Here is a 21,642-nt window from a genome sequence, read left to right on the forward strand (position 1 = left end):
TGATGAAATAGTGAAGTTGCGATCCCCCGCCCGTTGCCGCATCGTGTAAACGTATACACTGCTGACCTTTTGGCATTTTCTCTTTTACAGAAGGCATTATGACCTTTGTTCCGCACCCTGAACGCTATCAGCAAATGGAGTATCGCCGCAGTGGTCGCAGCGGCCTGAAACTGCCTGCCGTCTCCCTCGGCCTGTGGCATAACTTTGGCGATACTTCCCGGCTGGATAACAGTCGGGCGCTGCTGCGCCATGCTTTTGACCGGGGCATTAACCATTTTGATCTGGCGAATAATTACGGTCCGCCGCCCGGCGCTGCGGAAGAGAATTTTGGCCGCATTCTGCGTGAAGATTTTCGCGCGTATCGCGATGAGCTGATTATCTCGACCAAAGCGGGCTATACCATGTGGCCCGGCCCTTACGGCGACTGGGGATCGCGCAAGTATCTGATCGCCAGCCTGGACCAGAGCCTGCGCCGTATGGGACTGGCGTATGTGGATATTTTCTATCACCATCGCCCCGATCCCGAAACGCCGCTGGAAGAGACCATGCAGGCGCTGGATCAGGTGGTGCGCCAGGGCAAAGCGCTGTATGTCGCGCTCTCTAACTATCCGGCACCGCGCGCTGCAGAGGCGATTGCGATACTGCGCGATCTCGGCACGCCTTGCCTGATCCACCAGCCGCGCTATTCCCTGTTTGAACGCGGTCCGGAAGAGAGGCTGTTGCAGACGCTGGATGAACAGGGCGTGGGCTGCATCGCCTTTTCCCCGCTGGCGGGCGGTATCCTGACCGACCGTTATCTGCAGGGTGTGCCGGACGACTCGCGTGCTGCCAGCGGCAGCAAATTTTTACGCCCGGAGCAGCTGACCGAAGAGAAGATGAGTAAAGTGCATCAGTTGCACGCCATTGCCCGGCAGCGCGGTCAGAAGCTGGCGCAGATGGCGCTTGCCTGGGTATTGCGTGATGAGCGCGTCACTTCGGTCCTGATTGGTGCCAGTAAAGTGGCGCAGATTGATGACGCCGTGGAGATGCTGGCCCGGCGTCAGTTTACGCCGGATGAGCTGGCAGCCATCGAGGCTGCGCTGGTCTGACCCTGCCCCGCCCGCTAACGGGCGGGCCGTGTTGTGCACAACATGCTCCTTAATTTCTCCTTAATTTTTTCAGAGGCCTCTGAAGTTGCTGGTACCAGGCTATGGCAGAATAACGCTACGGTAGCAGGCAAAAGGTTACCGATAAGGAGAAAAGATGAAACGTGCAATTCTGTTTGCCGCCTTGCTGGCAACCCTGACGCCTTTGACTATCAACACAGCACAAGCCACAAGCGCAACCATCGACCTGGCCCCCGGCATCCGGCTGCAGCTGGGTGAGCGCGATCAGCGCGGTTACTACTGGGACGGTGGTCACTGGCGTGAACCATACTGGTGGCATAACCATTACCGCTACAATAATCATCGCTGGTGGCGACATGAAGAGTGGCGCCGTCATCAGGCCTGGGAACGTGAACGTCGCTGGCACGAAAAGCGGCGTCATCAGGCCTGGAAACATGAACATCGTCGCGATCATCATGATCATCCCGGTCGCGGCCATCACGGCCACGATCGCCACTGACAAAAAACCCGGCAGTCGCCGGGTTTTTTCTGTGCTGTGTGGCGCGCTAAAGGCCCAGCGCTTCGCCCACCAGCAGGTAGAGATTCAACGCCAGCACTAACACCACAATCAGCCGCCCGGCGTTTTGCATCAGGCGTGAGTTCACCATTTCCTCGCCCATCAACTTCACATTGCCGGTAAAGGCCAGCAGCGGAATGAGCGCGAGGGCGATACCGAAACTCAGCAATACCTGGCTGAACACCAGAATACGGGTCGGATCCCAGCCCGCCCAGATAACGATAAACGACGGCAGCATCGTCACGCTACGGCGTACCCAGAGCGGAATATGGAAGCGAATAAAGCCCTGCATCACTACCTGACCCGCCAGGGTGCCGACCACGGTGGAGGAGAGACCTGCCGCCACCAGGCTCAGACCAAACACCATTGCCGCCGCATGACCAAGCAGGGGCTCCAGCGTCAGATAAGCCTGATCGAGCTCCGCCACGCCAGAATGACCACTGAAGTGAAAAGCGGCCGCCGCTGTGGCCATCATCGCCAGGTTCACAAAGCCCGCAATGGTCATGGCGATCGCCACATCCAGCTTGGTTGAAGAGTAACGTTCTGCCCGGGTACCACCTTTAGTCCCCTGGGTGAGCGCTGAGTGCAGATAAATCACGTGCGGCATAATAGTGGCACCGAGCACACCTGCAGCCAGAAACACTGCGTCAGCCGTAGGCAACGAGGGCAGCGCCATTCCTTTGACCAGTCCGCTGATGTTCGGCTGCGAAAAGAAAAGCTCAACGATATAGGCAGCGGCGACGAACAGCAGCAGGCCGCCAATCACCATTTCCAGCGGTTTCTGTCCGCGGTTCTGTAGCATCAGAATCAGAAATGTGGCGACGCCCGTGAGTACCGCGCCCTGAAACAGTGAGATGCCCAGCAGCAGCTTAAAGCCCAGCGCCGCGCCGATAAACTCCGCAAGATCGGTGGCCATGGCGATAATTTCCGCCTGTACCCAGTAGAACCAGACCGCAGGACGCGGAAAACGGTCGCGGATATGCTCCGCCAGATTTTTACCGGTTGCGATACCAAGCTTGGCGGACATCAGCTGGATCACCATCGCCATCACGTTGGCCCAGACCACTACCCACAGCAATTTATAGCCGTACGCCGCCCCCGCCTGAATGTTAGTGGCGAAATTACCCGGGTCGATATAGCCAATAGCTGCGACAAAGGCCGGGCCCAGTAACGCAAGCTTGATTTTTCTGGCTCCGCGCGCGGCTCGCTCTGCGGTGCGACTTTCCAGCATAGTTCCTTACCCTGTCTGAACGCTTGTTCACCCGTACAGAGTATGGGGATACAGACGCAAGTGAAATTGGGTTGTTGTTATCACTGTGATAGATAAAGCTATAAAGTATAGCCAGTGCTATATAATACCGTACAGTAAACCATCACTAGCGCTTGAGCAATTCCTTTCCATCAGCTTACCGGGCAAGTATAGACAACGAGTTTGTGGGTATTCATTTTCTTTTTCCGGAAAGAGTTGTGATCGGTAAGAGTTTTCTGAGAAAAAGGTGATAATGAAAACTTATAATGTGCTTTAGATCTCGTTTTTAAGTAACGCGTTACATAGAATACGCAGCAAAATATAACCCTCCTCAAATTTGGAGCATACATGTCCTCTATTTTGCACTTTCTTTTAGCACTGGTGGTGGTAGGCGTGCTGGCGTTACTGGTCAGTCACGATCGCAAAAGTATTCGCATCCGTTTCATCATCCAGCTTCTGGTGATTGAAGTGCTGCTGGCATGGTTCTTCCTGAATTCCGAAGCGGGACTGGGCTTCGTCAAAGGTTTCGCAGGCGTCTTTGACCATCTGCTGAAGTATGCCGCAGAAGGCACCAACTTTGTCTTTGGCGGCATGAGCGACAAAGGCCTGGCATTCTTCTTCCTCAATGTGCTCTGCCCGATCGTGTTTATCTCCGCGCTGATCGGTATCCTGCAGCACTTCCGTATCCTGCCGTGGGTTATTCGCGGTATCGGTACTGTGTTATCAAAAATTAACGGCATGGGCAAACTGGAGTCCTTTAATGCCGTCAGTTCGCTGATCCTGGGACAGTCAGAAAACTTTATCGCCTATAAAGATATTCTTGGCAAGATGTCACAGCGTCGCATGTACACCATGGCGGCGACCGCGATGTCTACCGTTTCGATGTCGATCGTGGGCGCTTACATGACCATGCTGCAACCCAAATATGTGGTAGCTGCGCTGGTCCTCAATATGTTCAGCACCTTTATCGTGCTGTCGCTGGTGAACCCCTACCGTGTCGACAGTGAAGAAGATCTGCAGCTGCAGGATCTGCATAAAGGTCAGAGCTTCTTTGAGATGCTGGGCGAATATATCCTGGCAGGTTTCCGCGTGGCGATTATTGTCGCGGCGATGCTGATCGGCTTTATTGCCCTGATCTCCGGCATTAACGCCCTGTTCGATGCCATTTTTGGTATCACCTTCCAGGGCGTGCTGGGTTACGTCTTCTTCCCCTTTGCCTGGGTGATGGGCGTACCGGCGGGTGAAGCGTTACAGGTCGGCAGCATTATGGCGACCAAGCTGGTTTCCAACGAGTTCGTGGCGATGATGGATCTGCAGAAAATTGCCGGTCAGCTCACTCCGCGTGCAGAAGGTATCCTCTCCGTCTTCCTGGTCTCTTTTGCTAACTTCTCTTCCATCGGTATTGTGGCCGGTGCGATCAAAGGTCTGCATGAAGAACAGGGCAACGTGGTCTCCCGCTTCGGCCTGAAACTGCTGTACGGTTCAACGCTGGTCAGCGTACTTTCCGCGTCTATTGCCGGACTGGTACTGGCCTGATCTCTCAGGGCGAGCCTGGCTCGCCCTGCGCTTTACCCTGCGCTGCCCCGCACGCTGTGCCGCCTTTAGTCCTCTGACGCAAATCCTCTGCACAATATCGTATTTCCCTTCCCCTGCCGGATGACCGTAGTTTTATTTCCTGACTTCCCCCTTCAGGAGAAAATAATGAGCATTCAGTTCCTCGGCATGATCGGCCATCGTCTGGCCTCGGAAATTATTCCCCCCAGCGGTCCGCTGTTTGATAAAGCGTATATCGCCCGCTTTGCGCGTGCCCATGAGCAGGCTGGCTTTGATCGTATTCTGGTGGGTTACTGGTCCGATCAACCGGACGGTTTTCTGGTCACCGCACACGCCGCCGCGCATACCTCGACGCTGAAGTTTTTGCTGGCGCACCGTCCGGGTTTTGTTTCTCCTACGCTGGCCGCGCGTAAGTTCGCCTCTCTTGATCACCTGACCGATGGTCGCCTGGCGGTGCATATCATCAGCGGCGGCAGCGACAGCGAACAGCGGCGCGACGGTGACTATCTGAATAAAGCGCAACGCTATGCGCGTACCGATGAGTTTCTCACGGTACTGAAGCAGAGCCTGGCCTCACCGCAGCCGTACGATCATGCGGGCCACTTTTATCAGGCAGAACAGGCCTTTTCCGCTATTAAGCCACGGCAGAAACAACTGCCGATCTATTTTGGCGGCTCTTCAGCGGAAGCCATTGATGTGGCGGCGCGCCATGCCGACGTCTTTGCCCTGTGGGGCGAGCCGCTGGCAGGCGCGGCGGAAACCGTACAGCGGGTGCGCGCCGCCGCCGCAACACAGGGGCGGGAGATTAAATTCAATATCTCTTTCCGGCCGATTCTCGGCAAAACGGAAAAAGAGGCCTGGGAGCGCGCTGAGCATATCCGGGAAGTAGCCAGCCAGCAGCTGTCGGAAACCGGCTATACCTTTGGCCTGCCCAAACCACAAAGCACCGGGGCACAGCGACTGCTGGCCGCCGCCAGCCAGGGCGACCGGCTGGATAAGTTACTGTGGACCGGCATCACGAAACTGGTACAGGGCGGCTATAACTCCACGGCGCTGGTGGGTACGCCGGAGCAGGTTTCTGATGCCCTGCTCGACTATTACCAGTTGGGCATCGACAGCGTGCTGATCCGCGGTTTTGATCCGCTGAACGATGCGCTGGAGTATGGAGAAGCTTTGATCCCGCTGACGCGGGAAAAAGTCGCCGCGCTGAACCGCCGCAAAAGGAGTGCCTGATGCGTCTGAGCTTGCTCTGTGCTGGCCTGGCGCTGGCGTTCAGCCTGCCGCTGCAGGCCGCTGATAAAGTGATTTTACGCCTCGGGGATGTAAAGGGTGACCGCTTTGCCGCGCTCAGAGCCTCCGGCGCGTTAAATAATCTGCCTTATGACCTCAGGCTGACCGCCTTCGATTCCGGCGCTCCGGTCCAGGAGGCGCTGAACGCCGGTGCGCTGGATGTGGGTCTCACCGGCGACCTGCCGTTCCTGTTTGTCTACGCCGCAGGCGCGCCGGTAAAAGCGGTGGGCGCGTGGCAGAACAATCCCGACAGCATCGCTCTGCTGACGCGCCCGGATGCGGGAGTACATTCCCTGCAGGATCTGAAGGGCAAACAGATTGCGGTCAATCGCGGCGGCTGGGGGCACTATCTGATCCTCGGTCTGCTGGAGCGCGCCGGGTTAACTCCGCAGGATGTAACGCTGCGTTTTCTGGGCCCGGTAGATGGACGCGCAGCACTTACCTCGGGCGCGGTCGCCGCCTGGGCCCCCTGGGAGCCTTATATTGCCACCTCGACGCACATTGACGGCACGGTACGGGTGCCGGATGGTGGCGGCAAAGGCATAATGTCGGGTTACTCTTATGCGCTGGCGCGCAATGAGGCGTTAAAGGATCCCGCCAGACGTCAGGCCATCGCAGATCTGCTGACGCGTCTGGCACAAGCGCAGGTCTGGGCGCAACAGCATCCGCAGGAATTTGCCCGGGTGCTGAGCGAAACGCTGAACATGCCCACCACTATCACCCGCAGCTGGATTGAGGATGCGCGCATTCGTCCGCTGATCTTCAACGAGACGCTGATCCCGGCGCTGCAACGTTCCGCAGATTTTTTCCATCGCTACCAGGTATTGCCGAAACCGGTTGATGTCAGTGAGGCCTTTGACTTTAGTCTGGCCGCCGGGGCAAATCAGATTGCGCAGCAGCAGGAGACCACCCCATGAGCAGCATACAACCACAGCGCCTGCGCGATTTTGTCGCCAGGCTGGCTGGCCTGCTTGACAGCCAGCCATCGGAAGCGCTGATTCTGCAACAGGGCAGCGCATGGCTGCGCGAATTAGTGCGCCACGATGACTGGCTGGACGACGCCTTCGCCCGTCCGGATGCGCAGCGCTATCAGCAATATCTGCTGTATGTCGATGCGCAGCAGCGCTTTTCCGTGGTGAGTTTTGTCTGGGGTCCCGGCCAGTCGACGCCGATTCATGACCATCGCGTCTGGGGGTTAATCGGGATGCTGCGCGGCACGGAAATTTCACAGCGCTGGCAGCGTAACGGCACAGAATTACAACCGGAAGGCGCGCCGGTCTGGCTGAAGCCTGGTAGCGTAGAAGCGGTCTCTCCCGCCATCGGCGATATCCATCATGTGAGTAACGCTTACGATGATCGCGTTTCGGTCAGTATCCATGTTTACGGGGCCAATATCGGCGCGGTGAAACGCGCGGTATACCGCGAAGACGGTACGGAAAAACTGTTTATCTCCGGCTACAACAACCGTTATCTACCAAACATCTGGGATCTTTCACATGGCTGAACAAACGTTTCCCCTGCGCCAGGCCGCAGAGATTATGCTGGCGCTGCGCCAGCAACAGGAAGTGGCGTTAGTGGATGTGCGCGACGAAGCGCTGTATGCCAGAGGCCATCCACTGTTTGCCGTCAATATTCCGCTGTCAAAGCTGGAGCTGGAACTGCTGGATCGGATTCCGCGACGCACCACGCCCGTTACGCTGTATGACAACGGTGAAGGGCTGACGCAGGCGGCGGCTGAACGTATCGCCGCACTCGGCTATCAGGATGTCGCTCTGCTGGCCGGGGATCTTAACGGCTGGCGGGACGCAGGCGGAGAAATTTTTATTGATGTCAATTCGCCCAGCAAAGCCTTTGGCGAACTGGTTGAGCATTATAACGCGACGCCATCCCTGCCAGCTGGTGAAGTCGCGGCGCTGCTGCGCGGCCAGGCAGATGTGGTCGTGGTGGATGCGCGCCGCTTTGATGAGTATCAGACAATGAATATCCCCGGCAGCATCAGCGTACCCGGTGCGGAGCTGACGTTACGGATAGCGGATCTGGTGCCCTCATCCGACACCACGGTGATCGTCAACTGCGCGGGCCGCACCCGCAGCATTATCGGCACGCAGTCGCTGATCAATGCAGGCATCCCCAACCCGGTTTTCGCCTTGCGTAACGGCACCATCGGCTGGACGCTGGCGGGACTGCCGCTGGAGCGGGGGCAGGCACGTCGCTACGGCGACACACGTGACACAACACGGCGGCGTGCGGCGGAACAGGCGCGGCGGGTAGCGGATCGGGCGGGTGTACAGCGCATTGATCTGGCGCAGCTGGCCCACTGGCAACAGCAGCCACGTACCACTTATCTGTTTGACGTCAGGGATGCACAGGCCTATGCCGCCGGACATCTGCCCGCCAGTCGCCACGTGCCGGGCGGCCAGCTGGTGCAGGAAACCGATCACTATGCCAGCGTACGGGGCGCGCGTATCGTGCTGGTCGATGATGATGGCGTGCGTGCCAGTATGACCGCCTCCTGGCTGGCCCAGATGGGCTGGGAAGTCGCGGTGCTGGAGGGCGTGGAACCTGCCGATTTCAGCGTCCGCGGTGACTGGACGCCTCAGGTGCCGCAACTGGCGGCTGCGCAGACGGTTGCCCCCGCGCAACTGGCAACCTGGCTGCAGCAAGGAAACACTCAGGTACTGGATTTCACCAGCCACGCCAATTATCTCAACGGGCATATTCCCGGTGCGGCCTGGCTGTTGCGCTCTACCCTGCAGCAACAGGGCAAAGCGCTGCTGCCAGCGGCGGAGCGTTACGTGTTGACCTGTGGCAGCAGCCTGCTGGCGCGCTACGCCGTGGCGCAGGTCGCTGAACTGAGCGGCAAGCCGGTGTGGGTGCTGGCGGGAGGCAATGCAGCCTGGCGCGCAGCGGAACTGCCGGTTGAAACCGATCGGCACCAGCTGTTGTCACCGCCCATTGATCGCTATCGTCGGCCCTATGAAGGCACCGATATTGATGCCGCCACCATGCAGGCCTATCTGGAATGGGAATATGGCCTGGTGGGCCAGCTGGAGCGCGACGGGACCCATGGCTTTAAGGTGCTTACTCCACAACAGCAGGCGGTGACGGCATAAAAGAGCGGGCGAAGGGAGTCGCCTCTGGAAACTTCAGCGGTATAGCCAGCAATATCTGACTGGCTGTACGCTCAGGCTAAGCGCCAGTTTAACCTGATAAATAAAAAAAACTTAAATAATTAAATAATAATTAACACTGCTGTTAATGCCGTTTTTTTTGAAGAAAAACAGCAGCAGAGAACGCATTATTAATCAGTTAAAAAAATAAGTTTATTTATTATTATACCAGGCGTTTACCATTATATTCTATGGTATGCCAGTGAAAGCAAAAAAGCAGGGTAAAGCCTCCTGCCACACCCAATGTAAATTAAAAAATTATTTAATTTATCGCGCACATTAAAAACAACTTTCACCCACTTCTGTCAGTTATTCCGGCTTGTTTATTCAGTAAAAAACCCGGGGTTAATGGCTATCTTTGCAAAAAAGATTACATTCGCATTATTTTGACGGTTCACTCTTAACACAATATTTCTTAACAAGGAGAGATGATTATGCCGGTTACGGCTTACCAGCAAACGACTTCTGCACCTGACAATCCTATCGTTCAGGCTTTCGCCAATGCCGCCAGCGAAGGCGATAAAAAAGGGAAAATATCCGGCAGCAGTTTAGATCATCTGCTAAAGAAGGTGATAAATTGTTCAGAGATATTATCCGTATCAGATTTGAATAATGTTTGCGAATATAAAGATCGCATTGCATCAAGGTTAGAAATACAGGACTCAAAAAAGTTAAAATATAAACAAGGCTTACTATCAAGAGCTTATGGCATAGCTCGTCAGGCTCTTTCTGAGTCGGAGAAAGAAGAACTGGCCAATACCATGAGAGTAAGATTATGGAATGCGATAAGCACCCTGAAAGATGCGAAAAGAAAGGCAACCAGTATACAGAATGCTCTCCAGCAATCAATGCAGGGAATTATTAATCTCTTGCCTGATGAGAGACAAAGGTATCATGCAAATTTAAATATAGCTTATAAAAACCCCTCTCTGTTCAGTGACAACTCTCATGTTACCCGGGCAGTGTTCCCGAGCGGATATTCAGAGAGCATTAAAGCTGGCTGGCTGTCTCTGGAAAAAAAATTCGCGAACATATTGTCAATTGAACGTCGTCTGGAGGAAATAAATGATTTTCTTGCCAGCAAAGAGACGCTTTTGCAAATTGATAACAGCTGGCCATTCCCCAGTTTCAGTAAGGAGCAAAGCGCTTTATTAGAAAAAGCAAGATATTATGAGGAATATGCTCTCAGCGTCGCTTTACTCGACGCCCCTCCCGCTTATGAGCAATATGCCTGCAGCGTTGCTTTACCCGATGCCCCGCCCTCTTATGAGGAAGCCATAAATGCGCCACAGACGCTAAACCGGTAATGGGCTTGAGTTCATAACAGGAAAAGCCAGATTCAGGCGATCGGCATGGATCGCCTTAAAAAACGATTTAGCTGTATCAGAAGAAGATCAATGCTGGTGGCTTTTATAAGGGTTAAGACAAGAAAGGGATTGAGATAACACAGAAAAATAAGTGGTGGAGATAAGCGGGATCGAACCGCTGACCTCTTGCATGCCATGCAAGCGCTCTCCCAGCTGAGCTATACCCCCACATCTGGAATTGTTTTTCAGTATCAAACTTCCGGGAAGAAGTTTGGTGGAGCTAAGCGGGATCGAACCGCTGACCTCTTGCATGCCATGCAAGCGCTCTCCCAGCTGAGCTATAGCCCCGTACCGAAAAACCATCGTCTTATCGACGGACGGCATAATATGAAACAGGATTCAGAGTGTCAACGCCAATTTCAGATTCTGTGTTCAATCGCTGAAAAAGGCGACAACTGCCGCGCTGACTGCCCTTTTTTTCACCATTCCCCCTCTTCTTCTGGCATCTTTCGTTTCGTCTGCCTGGCCCGGAGAAAACCAGATAATCCGCCTGATAATCAGAAGAAAAACGTATTAAAAAGTTACAAAAGCGTTAAGGATGTTATAGGAATCTTCTTGTTTTCATAAATTAAGCATGCAAAACTTAGCGCGCTAATTAAGTAGGCCGGGCCGCTTGCTGCCGCGCTTGCTGAGTTAGTATTTCCTGTGTTTCTACTGATAATAAACGAGATAATAATGTCGTTGCATTCACCTAAAGAGATCGCTCAACTGGCGATTCAGGCGGGCGTGATTAAAAGTCAGGCTTCCGTCCCAACACTGCTTATTCTTGGCTTTATGGCCGGCGCATTTATTGCAACAGGGTTTCTGCTTGATCTACACGTTATAAACCAGTTACCTGCTGACTGGGGCTCCTTTGGTGGCCTGCTGGGCGCAGCTGTCTTTCCCATCGGCCTGATCCTGACCGTTCTGGCTGGCGGCGAGCTGCTGACCGGCAATATGATGACCATGCCGATTGCCTGGTTTGCGCGTCGTATCAGCGGCTTCAGCGTATTGCGCAACTGGTTCTGGGCAACCCTTGCTAACTTTATCGGCAGCCTGGCTGTGGCCTGGTTCTTTGGTCACCTGCTCGGCATGACTGAAGGTGATTACCTGAAGAAAACAGTCGCTATCGCCAGCGCTAAAGTTAATGCTGATTTCATGCACTCCTTTATTTCTGGGATCGGTTGTAACTGGCTGGTATGTCTGGCGGTCTGGCTGGCCTTCGCCAGTAAAGATGTGGTAGGCAAAATCTTCGGTATGTGGTTCCCGGTAATGGCGTTTGTGGCCATTGGCTTCCAGCACGTTGTTGCCAACATGTTCATCATTCCGGCAGCCATTTTTGCCGGTGAGCTGACCTGGGCGCAGTATCTGCCGAACTTTGTTGCCGTGTTCCTGGGTAACATGGTCGGTGGTGCGGTCTTTGTCGGTCTGGCCTATTTCCTCGCCTTCCGTCCTGCTGCCGAACGCGTCAGCAATCCGCAGTAAGTTGTTCTTCTTGCCTTTTGCCAGCCGGCAAAAGGCAATTTCCTCCCTGTTTACTTTTTCCCGTTACGATTTGTTGTAATATGTAGTGCTAATGTATGCAACAGGGATAGCGACGTGAAAAAGGAATGGTTAACCCCCGAAGAGATTGCCCGGGAAACGGGTTACAGTCGGCAGACCGTTAATAAATGGATTAAGCGCGAGAACTGGATAACGGCACCCAAACCGGGCGTTCAGGGCGGCAAGGCGCGGCTGATCTATATCGATGAACGCGTAAAAAACTTTATCAAATCCACCCGTCATGCCAGTGAGCCGAACGCCAGCTACGGCGTGCAACAGAATACGCTACCGGCGTTACTGATCAATTCTGTCCAGCAAATGACACCCCAGGAGCGTGAGCAGCTGACTGCCCTGCTGTTACGCGAAGGGATCAAAGGCATATTGCAACGGCTGGGTATACACGAAGAGTAAAAAGAAAACCGGAAGCGTTGCCGCCTCCGGTCTGAGAGATTACGCCTGCGCTTCGCGCGCGCTGATAAAGGCCAGCGCTTTTTCAATACGCGCCACGCTGCGACTGCGGCCAATGGCCTGTACAGTGACATCCAGCGCAGGCGACTGCCCGGCACCGGTGACCGCGACGCGCAGCGGCATCCCTACCTTGCCCATCCCCAGCTCCAGCTCATCTGCCGTGCTCTGAATCGCCTGATGGATATTTTCTGCCGTCCAGTCGCTGATAGCGGCCAGTTTATCGCGCACCACTTCCAGCGGCTGACGCGCAACCGGACGCAGATGTTTTTTAGCGGCGTCGGCATCGAACTCATCAAACTCTTCATAGAAATAGCGACAGGAAGCGGCAATCTCTTTCAGGGTTTTGCAACGCTCGCCCAGCAGTTTCACCAGCTGCGCCAGCTCAGGGCCGGTACGGGTGTCGATATTCTGCTGTTCAATATGCCATTGCAGGTGCGTTGCCACATATTCCGGCGGCAGCGTATTAATGTAATGGTGATTCAGCCACAGCAGCTTTTCGGTATTAAACGCACTGGCGGATTTGCTGACGTCTTCCAGCGTAAAGTGCTCAATCATCTCCGGCACGCTGAAAATTTCCTGATCGCCGTGGGACCAGCCAAGACGCACCAGGTAGTTCAGCAGGGCTTCCGGCAGATAGCCGTCATCACGATACTGCATCACGCCCACGGCACCGTGACGTTTAGAGAGTTTTTTCCCGTCATCGCCCAGAATCATCGACACGTGGGCGTAGATCGGCACCTGTGCGCCGATCGCCTTCAGAATATTGATCTGGCGCGGCGTATTGTTGATATGGTCTTCACCACGAATCACGTGGGTAATGCCCATATCCCAGTCGTCGACGACGACACAGAAGTTATAGGTTGGCGAACCGTCGGTGCGACGGATGATCAGATCATCCAGCTCCTGGTTGCTGAATTCGATCGGGCCACGGATCTGATCGTCAAAGATCACCGATCCTTGCTGCGGGTTACGGAAACGGACCACGCAAGGTTCGTCGGCAGCATGATGCTCATGGCTGTCGCGACAATGGCCGTCGTAGCGCGGCTTCTCGCCGTTCGCCATCTGGGTTTCGCGTAGCTGCTCAAGGCGCTCACGCGAGCAATAGCATTTATAGGCAGTGCCCGCTTCCAGCATCTCATCAATCACCGCGTTATAGCGATCGAAACGTTTTGTCTGGTAGTAAGGACCTTCATCCCAGTCCAGGCTCAGCCAGTTCATGCCATCCATAATGGCTTCGATCGCTTCCGGCGTGGAGCGTTCAAGATCAGTATCTTCAATACGCAGGACAAATTCGCCCTGATGATGACGGGCATACAGCCAGGAGTAGAGCGCGGTACGAGCGCCGCCCACATGCAGATAGCCGGTGGGGCTGGGCGCGAAGCGAGTTTTCAATTTCATTCAGCATTGCCTTAATGCGCGTTTTTTCTGTCTGGATGACAAAAAACGGGTTGGACGCGAAAAATAGTACCCACATTCTAACACCTGAAGATGAATCCTCAATCATCGGGACAGCCCTGAGGGGAAAGGTTTTGCGCGCTTTCTGGTAAGAAAACCAGCACATTGGCGAATTACGAGCCATCCTGGCTAATTTTAAGGCGAACGCACATTTTCGATTTAAAAAGCGTTGACTCACTTACAACTATCCCTATAATGCGACTCCACACAGCGGGGGTGATTAGCTCAGTTGGTAGAGCATCTCCCTTACAAGGAGGGGGTCGGCGGTTCGAGCCCGTCATCACCCACCACTCTTCAGGTGGCCCGCAGTGCACAAGCAATAAGATATGGGTGATTAGCTCAGTTGGTAGAGCATCTCCCTTACAAGGAGGGGGTCGGCGGTTCGAGCCCGTCATCACCCACCATATCTTAGCCTGATAAAAAGCTTGTGAAGCAGTACCGAAGTGGGTGATTAGCTCAGTTGGTAGAGCATCTCCCTTACAAGGAGGGGGTCGGCGGTTCGAGCCCGTCATCACCCACCACTTCGGGTCGTTAGCTCAGTTGGTAGAGCAGTTGACTTTTAATCAATTGGTCGCAGGTTCGAATCCTGCACGACCCACCAGATTCCAGAAAAAAGCGCCCTCAGGGCGCTTTTTTCGTTGCAGTGGCAGTATGCTGAACATGCAGGGTGACAACCTGCGCAGGTTCGACTGCATCGCCGGAGCGATTCAGGCTGATGCGCAGCATCACCCGCAGGGCGAGGCCCAGGGATGGGCCGAGGCACATCCTGCACGACCCACCAGATTGCAGAAAAAGCGCCCTCAGGGCGCTTTTTTCGTTTCAGTGGCAGTATGCTGAACGTTCAGGATGAGAACCTGCGCAGGTTTGACTGCATCGCCGGAGCGATTCAGGCTGATACGCAGCATCACCCGCAGGGCGAGGCCCAGAGATGGGCCGAGGCACATCCTGCACGACCCACCAGATTCCAGAAAAAGCGCTCCCAGGGCGCTTTTTTCGTTTCAGTGGCAGTATGCTGAACGGTGCAGGATGAGAACCTGCGCAGGTTCGACTGCATCGCCGGAGCGATTCAGGCTGATGCCCTTCCCCTTCTTTTAAAAAAGATTCCCGCCTCATATCCTCAAGCTGATGTCCTTTCGTTCCGATAAAGAAACTACATCGTCAGAAAAGAGGAAACCGCATGACCATTTCAGGTATCAGCAACAGCGGCAGCAGTCAGGCCGCTTCGCAAATTGCCAGTATCAACCAGCAGATTCAAAGTATCACTAAACAGCTCAAAGAGCTGAGCAACAATGACGATTTAACCATCGAGCAAAAAGCCGAACAGCAGCAGCTTCTGGAGTCTCAGATTCAGATATTGCAGGCCCAGCTGGCTCAGCTGCAACAGAAGCAGGCTGAAAAGGCCCAACAGACGCAACCCATCAGCCAGAGCAGCGAAACAAAGGCTGACGGTGTTAACCGTCCAACAGATGAAAACCAACTTAACGTTTACATCTAAAACGCCGGATTCAGGGCGCGTTGTTGCGTCAGGAGTTCTGCCTGCTGACGCACCTGCTGCCAGATCGCTTCTGCGGCGGGGGCCAGCGAACGGGTTTTCCGCTTAATCAGCACCAGACTGCGCTCAATTTCGGGATATAGCCGTCGCACGGTCAGCGGGCGGCCAGCTGGTAACGGCAGCGCCAGTGCGGGCAGGATGCTGATCCCAATGCCCGCTTCTACCATAGGAAACAGCGTGGCAGGATGCCCCACCGCCTGTGCGACATCCACTTCAATTCCCTGCTGGCGCAAAGCGGCATCAATCAGCAGCCTGCTGCCAGAGGCGTAATCCTGCAGCACCAGCGTGCGTCCGGCCAGCATCGACCATTGCGGCCGTGCTGTGCTGGTCAGCGCATCGTCATTGCGACACAGCAGCAAAAACGGCTCATCCAGAATCGGCTGCCCATCAAAATCCGCCTCCGCCAGCGGACCAATCACAATGCCGAAATCTACTTCCCCGTTGCGCACGCTCTGCAGTACCCACTGCTGAACGCGATCGTGCAGGATTACCTTAATCTCAGGGTAGCTCTGCTGGCTCGCCGCCAGGCACTGCGGCATCAGATGCGCCGAGATGGTCTGGCTGGCGGCGATGCGTACTGTGCCGCTGCGTTGTTCGCCCCAGGTGCGGATATCGAGCAGCGTGGTATTCAGCTCTTCCAGTAACCTCTCCATGCGTGATGCCAGCTGTTGGCCCGCTTCCGTCAGTATCACCTCGCGCGTGGTACGATCCAGCAGGCGTATCCCCATTTCCGCTTCCAGCTCTTTAATGCTGTGACTCACCGCTGACTGACTCAGGCCTATCGCTTGCCCCGCCTGGCTGAATCCGCCCTGCTTCGCCACCGCGACAAAGGTTCTTAACTGTCGTAACGTATAATTCATCGAATCTGCTCATAGATTAATGCAATAAATCAATTTTATTTCTAAACCTGCATCGCGCACAATCATCACCACCTCTATTTTCACCGGATTGTAACCATGGGATTTTTACGACTCGATCCAATGATGATTAAGCTGATCATCACCGTGTTGCTGGCGACCTTCCTGCCAGCGCGGGGCGGATTTGTTGATTTCTTCGAGTGGCTGACCACCGCCGCAATCGCCCTGCTGTTTTTTATGCATGGCGCTAAATTGTCGCGCGAGAAGATTATTGCTGGCAGCAGCCACTGGCGACTGCACGTATGGATTATGTTCAGTACCTTTGTGCTGTTTCCCATCCTTGGCCTGCTGCTGGTCTGGTGGCATCCGGTGAACGTCAGCGCAGAGATCTATACCGGCTTCCTCTATCTGTGCATTCTGCCAGCAACCGTCCAGTCGGCTATCGCCTTTACCTCCATGGCGGGCGGTAACGTAGCGGCTGCAGTATGTAGCGCCTCCGCTTCCAGCCTGCTGGGCGTATTTATTTCACCGCTGCTGGTGAATCTGGTGATGAACGTACACAGCGATATGCCGGGCAACGGCCTGGAACAGCTGGGTAAAATTATGATGCAACTGCTGGTGCCATTTGTGCTCGGTCATCTTTCCCGCCGCTGGATTGGCGGCTGGGTAGAAAAACACCGTGCTCTGATTGGCAAAACGGATCAGACATCGATTCTGCTGGTGGTCTATTCTGCGTTCAGTGAAGCGGTCGTCAACGGCATCTGGCAGCGTGTGGGCGTCGTGACCTTGCTGTGGATTCTGGCTGGCAGCTTGCTGCTGCTGTTTGTGGCGCTGGCGATTAACTTTGGTGCAGCGCGTCTGTTTGGCTTTAAACGCGCCGATGAGATTGTGGTGCTGTTCTGTGGATCGAAAAAGAGCATGGCGAACGGCGTGCCGATGGCAAATATTCTGTTTCCCGCCAGTGCCGTCGGGATTATTGTGCTGCCGCTGATGGTCTTTCATCAGGTGCAGCTGATGGTCTGCTCCTTTATTGCCCAGCACTATAAAAAAAGCGCGGAAAAGAGCGAGAAGCAGCTGGCCGCCGCAAAGCGCGTGGTTGAGTCACAAAAGTAGCGCTGGCAGGCTGATGCGGCGGCCAGCTTCAGCTGTTGCGCAGGGGCTTAATCAGCCCCTCCAGCCCCTCAGTTTTGATCGCCAGCGTTAACTGCATCAGTTCACCGAGACGACCTGACGGAAAGTCACCGCTGCGGGCAAACCACAGCAGATAGGGTTCCGGCAGGTCGATGAGTTTTCGCCCTTTGTATTTCCCAAAGGGCATTTCACTGTTGGCGATCTCCATCAACAACTGCTTGTCCATTTACTCTCCCAGCAGGCGGATCATTTCGGCCTCATCAATCACATTGATGCCCAGCTCCTGTGCCTTCGCCAGCTTGGAACCCGCAGCTTCGCCGGCAATCAGCAGGTCGGTTTTTTTCGAAACGCTGCCGCTGACTTTTGCGCCCATGGCGGTCAGGCGGTCTTTTGCCTCATCACGGGTCATAATGGTGAGCGAGCCGGTGAGCACCACGGTTTTACCGGCGAAGGGGTTATCGCTCTCTGTGATGTTCACCACCTGCACCGCTGGCCAGTGAATACCCGCCTCTTCCACCAGCTGATGGATGACCGCGCGATTGCTCTCCTCTTCCATAAAGTTACGCACGTGTGAGGCTACCACTTTGCCAACATCCTGAACCGCCATCAGCGCTTCCAGATCAGCATCCATCACGTTTTCCAGCGTGCCAAAATGCGCCGCCAGGTTGGCGGCTGTCGCTTCGCCCACCTCACGGATCCCCAGCGCATAGAGGAAACGCGCCAGGGTGGTGGATTTCGCTTTATCCAGCGCATCAACAATGTTCTGCGCCGATTTTGGTCCCATGCGATCCAGGCCGGTGAGCTTGCCTGCCGTCAGGCGGAACAGATCGGCGGGCGTTTTCACATACTCTTTTTCCACCAGCTGATCGATGATCTTATCGCCTAAGCCATCCACATCCAGCGCACGGCGGGAAACAAAATGCTTCAGCGCCTCTTTGCGCTGCGCACCGCAAATCAGGCCGCCGGTGCAGCGTGCGACCGCTTCCCCTTCGACCCGCTCAACATCCGAGCCACAGACCGGACAGTGCGTCGGAAAAAGCACAGCCTGGGTATCTTCCGGCCGATCAGAGGTCACAACGTTAACCACCTGCGGTATCACATCCCCTGCCCGGCGGATCACCACCTTGTCACCAATGCGCAGGCCCAGGCGTTCAATCTCATCGGCATTATGCAACGTCGCATTGCTGACCATCACGCCAGCCACCTGCACCGGCTCCAGACGCGCCACCGGCGTAATGGCACCAGTGCGTCCCACCTGAAACTCGACGTCGCGAACAAAGGTCATCTGTTCCTGAGCCGGGAATTTAAAGGCGATAGCCCAACGCGGCGCGCGCGCCACAAAGCCCAGTTGTTCCTGTAGCTGCTGAGAATCCACCTTAATCACTACGCCATCAATATCGAAACCGAGTTCAGGACGCTCTCTTTCTATCTGATGGTAGAATTCCAGTACCTCTTCCGCCGAATGCACCAGCCGGATACGGTCGCTGACCGGCAGTCCCCAGGCTTTGAACTGTTGCAGGCGTTGCCAGTGGCTGGCGGGCATTTCTCCCCCCTCCAGCAGACCAAAGCCGTAGCAGAAGAAAGTGAGTGGCCGCTTCGCCGTGATGCGCGGATCGAGCTGGCGCAGCGATCCTGCCGCCGCATTACGCGGGTTGGCGAAGACTTTGCCGCCGGTTCTGCGCGCCTCTTCGTTAAGCTTTTCGAATCCGCTCTGGGTCATAAAGACCTCGCCCCGCACTTCCAGCCGGGCGGGAATATTGTCACCCTGCAGGCGCAGCGGAATGGCGTAGATGGTGCGTACGTTGGCGGTAATATTCTCGCCGGTGGTGCCGTCACCGCGCGTGGCGGCACGCACCAGCAGGCCATTCTCATACAGCAGGCTGACCGCCAGGCCATCCAGCTTGAGTTCGCAACAAAAGGTGATCTCTTCCGTGCTTTTCAGGCGATCCCGTACCCGTTTGTTGAACGCCAGATAACCGGCGTCGTCAAAAACGTTATCCAGCGACAACATGGGCAGTTCATGACGCACCTGTTCAAACACCGCGAGTGGCGCAGCGCCTACGCGTTGTGTTGGCGAATCAGGAGTAATCAGATCGGGATGTTGCTCTTCCAGCGCCCGCAGCTCGCGCATCAGACGATCATATTCCGCATCCGGGATTTCCGGCGCATCCAAAACGTGATAGAGATATTCATGATGGCGCAGCGTGGTGCGCAATTCGGTTAGCTGATCCTGAATGGATTTCATAGGGCCCCATCTGATAAAAAACCCCCGACAGGCGGGGGTTCGTTAAAACATTAGCGTTGCGTGGTCGCGTCAGAGATTAATCCTGCGCCTCTATCACTTCGCGAATACGCGCTTTATAGGTTTCCAGCTTTTGCGGCGTCATCATGCGGCGCTCATCATCCAGCACCACACCGCCGACATCATCCGCAATACGCTGTGCTGACTGCAGCATCAGCTTGAAGTTCTGATTCGCATCACCGTAAGAGGGCACCATCATAAAGATAGAGACGCCTGGGGTGGTAAAATCAGTCATCTCATCGGGATTAAAAGAGCCCGGCTTAACCATGTTCGCCAGGCTGAACAGAACCGGCCCGCTGCCTGCCGGGCTGAGGTGACGATGGAAAATATTCATTTCGCCAAACTGGAAGCCAGCCTGCAAAATACCCTGCAGCAGCGCTTCACCATTCAAAACGCCGCCAGCATGTGCCGCAACGTGCAGAACCAGCACCGCCTCTTTGCTGCCCGATTTCGCCGCTTCACGCTGTGGTTGCGCGTCGGCGGGTGGTTCAGCTTGCTGTTGGGGCTGCGATTGCGGCTGGGGCTGAGGTTCCGGCGCCGCCTGATAAGCGGGCTGCGGCTGCACTGCCGTCAGGGGATCCTGGTCCAGTAAAGGATCGGCCTGCGTCGGCTGCGGTTGCGCCTGTACCGGGGAGGTTCTCTCCGGCTGAGCGGCAGGCTGCACGCGTGGCGGCTGTTGCGGTTGCGGACGTGGCTCTGCTGGCGCGCTAAACAGCGGATCGCTGTCGGCCTGCGGCTCGCGACGCGGCGCTGACTGACGTACAGGCTCAGCAGGCGACGCCGCAGTGTCATCAGCGGTTTCACTGAAACCATCAAATTTAGGTTCTTCATGCACGGGACGATCGCGGCGGATGCGGACTTCACCGGTGGTATCGTCCTCATCTTCTTCGCTCAGGGCTTCATCATCACGCTGTTTCAGACGTTTATGCGGGCGATCACGGAATACTGACGAGCGCTCTTTACGGCTGGTCCACAGACCGTGAAGCAGCAGCGCTATAATGGCGATCGCGCCAACAACGATTAATATCAGACGCAAATCCTGCATCATTGTATTCTCTGTTGTTCCAATACCTTGCCACCGCGGCAAACTTTATCCTCTAACTGTATTTGCCCTGCTACACAAGTGCAAGCGTACACACTATTTTCTGACAAATAAGATAGCTCCCCCACGCTTTTTTGCTGATTTTTTACCCAAACCTTTCTCTGTTCCAGACAAAAAGCCAGGTTATGATGGGCATCCCCCGACAATTGTGGAGATTTAGCGTTTATGGCCAGTGAGAATTCTGTCTCATCGTTTAATGGCGTGTACTACTTTAGCCAGGGATGGCGTTTGATTCGCCTGCCTGGCCTGCGCCGCTTTGTGGTTATTCCGCTGCTGGTGAATGTTTTGCTGATGAGTAGCGCATTTATCTGGCTTTTTTACCGCCTGGGCGACTGGATCCCACGCCTGATGAGCCATATCCCGGACTGGCTGCACTGGCTGAGCTATCTGCTCTGGCCGCTGTCCGCTATCTGTATTCTGCTGGTATTCAGCTACTTTTTTTCCACGCTGGCGAACTGGATCGCCGCCCCCTTCTGCGGCCTGCTGGCGGAACAACTGGAAGGACGGTTAACCGGACAACCGCTGCCCGACAGCGGCTGGCTGGGGATGCTCAAAGATGTGCCGCGCATTATGAAGCGGGAACTGCAGAAGCTGGGCTACTACCTGCCGCGTGCGCTGGGCCTGCTACTGCTCTACTTTATCCCCGGCTTTGGCCAGACGGTGGTGCCGGTGCTCTGGTTTCTGTTCAGCGCCTGGATGCTTTCGGTGCAATATTGTGATTATCCGTTCGATAATCACAAGATCAGCTTTAAACAGATGCGTAACGCGTTGCGTCAGCACAAAGTCGCCAATATGCAGTTTGGCGCGCTGGTCAGTTTGTTTACCCTCATCCCGGTTCTGAATCTGGCGATTATGCCGGTAGCGGTATGTGGCGCGACGGCGATGTGGGTGGATCGCTACCGCGGCCAGCTGGGCCGCCAGTAACCTGCGGGAGCGTATAAAGCGTGCCTTATGCTTTTTCG

Annotated in this window: 19 protein-coding genes and 6 tRNA genes; 17 read left to right on the forward strand and 8 right to left on the reverse strand. The window is 55.2% G+C overall.

All coding sequences use genetic code 11. The features are described from left to right. The first annotated feature begins 98 nt into the window (after window positions 1–98). Complete coding sequence (mgrA, locus tag E0E17_RS01350; protein WP_130830941.1) at window positions 99–1,088, forward strand: L-glyceraldehyde 3-phosphate reductase; 990 nt, start codon at window positions 99–101, stop codon at window positions 1,086–1,088. Between the two features lie 154 nt (window positions 1,089–1,242). Further along, window positions 1,243–1,605, forward strand: coding sequence for a DUF2502 domain-containing protein (locus E0E17_RS01355; protein WP_130830942.1), 363 nt, complete (start codon window positions 1,243–1,245; stop codon window positions 1,603–1,605). A gap of 46 nt (window positions 1,606–1,651) precedes the next feature. Here E0E17_RS01355 and E0E17_RS01360 read toward each other — a convergent pair whose 3' ends face one another. Then, window positions 1,652–2,893, reverse strand: coding sequence for an Nramp family divalent metal transporter (locus tag E0E17_RS01360; protein WP_130830943.1), 1,242 nt, complete (start codon window positions 2,891–2,893; stop codon window positions 1,652–1,654). A gap of 366 nt (window positions 2,894–3,259) precedes the next feature. Here E0E17_RS01360 and E0E17_RS01365 point away from each other — a divergent pair, with 366 nt between their 5' ends. The 6 genes from E0E17_RS01365 (at window position 3,260) to E0E17_RS01390 (ending at window position 10,232) form a co-directional block, all read left to right on the forward strand. Beyond that, complete coding sequence (locus E0E17_RS01365; RefSeq protein ID WP_130830944.1) at window positions 3,260–4,447, forward strand: NupC/NupG family nucleoside CNT transporter; 1,188 nt, start codon at window positions 3,260–3,262, stop codon at window positions 4,445–4,447. Window positions 4,448–4,612: 165 nt separating this feature from the next. After that, window positions 4,613–5,698: an LLM class flavin-dependent oxidoreductase gene (locus E0E17_RS01370; protein ID WP_130830945.1), complete on the forward strand. Its 1,086-nt coding sequence runs from the start codon at window positions 4,613–4,615 to the stop codon at window positions 5,696–5,698. Next, window positions 5,698–6,672: an ABC transporter substrate-binding protein gene (locus E0E17_RS01375; RefSeq protein ID WP_130830946.1), complete on the forward strand. Its 975-nt coding sequence runs from the start codon at window positions 5,698–5,700 to the stop codon at window positions 6,670–6,672. The genes E0E17_RS01370 and E0E17_RS01375 overlap by 1 nt, the downstream gene beginning before the upstream one ends. Then, window positions 6,669–7,259 carry a cysteine dioxygenase family protein gene (locus E0E17_RS01380; RefSeq protein WP_130830947.1) on the forward strand — a complete coding sequence of 197 codons (591 nt, stop codon included), beginning with the start codon at window positions 6,669–6,671 and terminating at the stop codon, window positions 7,257–7,259. The genes E0E17_RS01375 and E0E17_RS01380 overlap by 4 nt, the downstream gene beginning before the upstream one ends. Then, window positions 7,252–8,868, forward strand: a complete 1,617-nt coding sequence (locus E0E17_RS01385) for a rhodanese homology domain-containing protein (protein WP_130830948.1) — start codon at window positions 7,252–7,254, stop codon at window positions 8,866–8,868. The genes E0E17_RS01380 and E0E17_RS01385 overlap by 8 nt, the downstream gene beginning before the upstream one ends. 491 nt (window positions 8,869–9,359) lie before the next feature. After that, the gene (locus E0E17_RS01390; protein WP_130830949.1) at window positions 9,360–10,232 is read left to right on the forward strand and encodes a hypothetical protein; all 873 of its coding nucleotides are present in this window, start codon (window positions 9,360–9,362) and stop codon (window positions 10,230–10,232) included. 152 nt (window positions 10,233–10,384) lie between these two features. Here E0E17_RS01390 and E0E17_RS01395 read toward each other — a convergent pair. Together E0E17_RS01395 and E0E17_RS01400 are read right to left on the reverse strand one after the other, a co-directional pair. Further along, a tRNA-Ala gene (locus tag E0E17_RS01395) sits at window positions 10,385–10,460 on the reverse strand. Window positions 10,461–10,504: 44 nt separating this feature from the next. Beyond that, window positions 10,505–10,580, reverse strand: a tRNA-Ala gene (locus E0E17_RS01400). Window positions 10,581–10,967: 387 nt separating this feature from the next. Between E0E17_RS01400 and E0E17_RS01405 the strand changes: the two genes are divergently transcribed. Both E0E17_RS01405 and E0E17_RS01410 read left to right on the forward strand, forming a co-directional pair. Further along, entirely contained in the window at window positions 10,968–11,756 is a 789-nt protein-coding gene (locus E0E17_RS01405; RefSeq protein ID WP_130830950.1) for a formate/nitrite transporter family protein, read from the forward strand. Window positions 11,757–11,870: 114 nt separating this feature from the next. After that, on the forward strand, window positions 11,871–12,224 hold the full coding sequence (locus E0E17_RS01410; protein ID WP_130830951.1) for a YfeC-like transcriptional regulator: 354 nt from the start codon (window positions 11,871–11,873) through the stop codon (window positions 12,222–12,224). 39 nt (window positions 12,225–12,263) lie between these two features. Here E0E17_RS01410 and gltX read toward each other — a convergent pair whose 3' ends face one another. Further along, window positions 12,264–13,679 (reverse strand): glutamate--tRNA ligase, encoded by a 1,416-nt coding sequence (gene gltX, locus E0E17_RS01415; protein ID WP_130830952.1) that lies wholly within the window; start codon window positions 13,677–13,679, stop codon window positions 12,264–12,266. A 271-nt stretch (window positions 13,680–13,950) separates the two neighbouring features. Here gltX and E0E17_RS01420 point away from each other — a divergent pair. The 5 genes from E0E17_RS01420 (at window position 13,951) to E0E17_RS01440 (ending at window position 15,231) form a co-directional block, all read left to right on the forward strand. Beyond that, window positions 13,951–14,026 (forward strand) — tRNA-Val (locus E0E17_RS01420). A 38-nt stretch (window positions 14,027–14,064) separates the two neighbouring features. Beyond that, window positions 14,065–14,140, forward strand: a tRNA-Val gene (locus tag E0E17_RS01425). Between the two features lie 41 nt (window positions 14,141–14,181). After that, a tRNA-Val gene (locus tag E0E17_RS01430) sits at window positions 14,182–14,257 on the forward strand. Between the two features lie 4 nt (window positions 14,258–14,261). Beyond that, window positions 14,262–14,337, forward strand: a tRNA-Lys gene (locus E0E17_RS01435). 576 nt (window positions 14,338–14,913) lie between these two features. Further along, window positions 14,914–15,231, forward strand: coding sequence for a FlxA-like family protein (locus tag E0E17_RS01440; protein ID WP_130830953.1), 318 nt, complete (start codon window positions 14,914–14,916; stop codon window positions 15,229–15,231). On the opposite strand, the gene E0E17_RS01445 is transcribed toward E0E17_RS01440, so the two are convergent. Then, window positions 15,228–16,148 (reverse strand): LysR family transcriptional regulator, encoded by a 921-nt coding sequence (locus E0E17_RS01445; protein WP_130830954.1) that lies wholly within the window; start codon window positions 16,146–16,148, stop codon window positions 15,228–15,230. The genes E0E17_RS01440 and E0E17_RS01445 overlap by 4 nt on opposite strands. A gap of 96 nt (window positions 16,149–16,244) precedes the next feature. Between E0E17_RS01445 and E0E17_RS01450 the strand changes: the two genes are divergently transcribed. Beyond that, window positions 16,245–17,258: a bile acid:sodium symporter family protein gene (locus E0E17_RS01450; RefSeq protein ID WP_130830955.1), complete on the forward strand. Its 1,014-nt coding sequence runs from the start codon at window positions 16,245–16,247 to the stop codon at window positions 17,256–17,258. Window positions 17,259–17,286: 28 nt separating this feature from the next. On the opposite strand, the gene E0E17_RS01455 is transcribed toward E0E17_RS01450, so the two are convergent. The 3 genes from E0E17_RS01455 to zipA all read right to left on the reverse strand — a co-directional run bounded on the left by E0E17_RS01455 (window position 17,287) and on the right by zipA (window position 20,626). Further along, window positions 17,287–17,502, reverse strand: a complete 216-nt coding sequence (locus E0E17_RS01455; RefSeq protein ID WP_130830956.1) for a DUF3820 family protein — start codon at window positions 17,500–17,502, stop codon at window positions 17,287–17,289. Then, window positions 17,503–19,521 (reverse strand): NAD-dependent DNA ligase LigA, encoded by a 2,019-nt coding sequence (ligA, locus tag E0E17_RS01460; protein ID WP_130830957.1) that lies wholly within the window; start codon window positions 19,519–19,521, stop codon window positions 17,503–17,505. Window positions 19,522–19,597: 76 nt separating this feature from the next. After that, a complete protein-coding gene (zipA, locus tag E0E17_RS01465) occupies window positions 19,598–20,626 on the reverse strand; it encodes a cell division protein ZipA (RefSeq protein WP_130830958.1) in 1,029 nt (342 codons plus the stop codon). A gap of 219 nt (window positions 20,627–20,845) precedes the next feature. Between zipA and cysZ the strand changes: the two genes are divergently transcribed. After that, window positions 20,846–21,604 (forward strand): sulfate transporter CysZ, encoded by a 759-nt coding sequence (gene cysZ / locus E0E17_RS01470; protein WP_130830959.1) that lies wholly within the window; start codon window positions 20,846–20,848, stop codon window positions 21,602–21,604. Window positions 21,605–21,642 lie beyond the last annotated feature (38 nt).

It is taken from the genome of [Erwinia] mediterraneensis (assembly GCF_900604315.1).
In the GTDB taxonomy this organism is placed as follows: domain Bacteria; phylum Pseudomonadota; class Gammaproteobacteria; order Enterobacterales; family Enterobacteriaceae; genus Pantoea; species Pantoea mediterraneensis_A.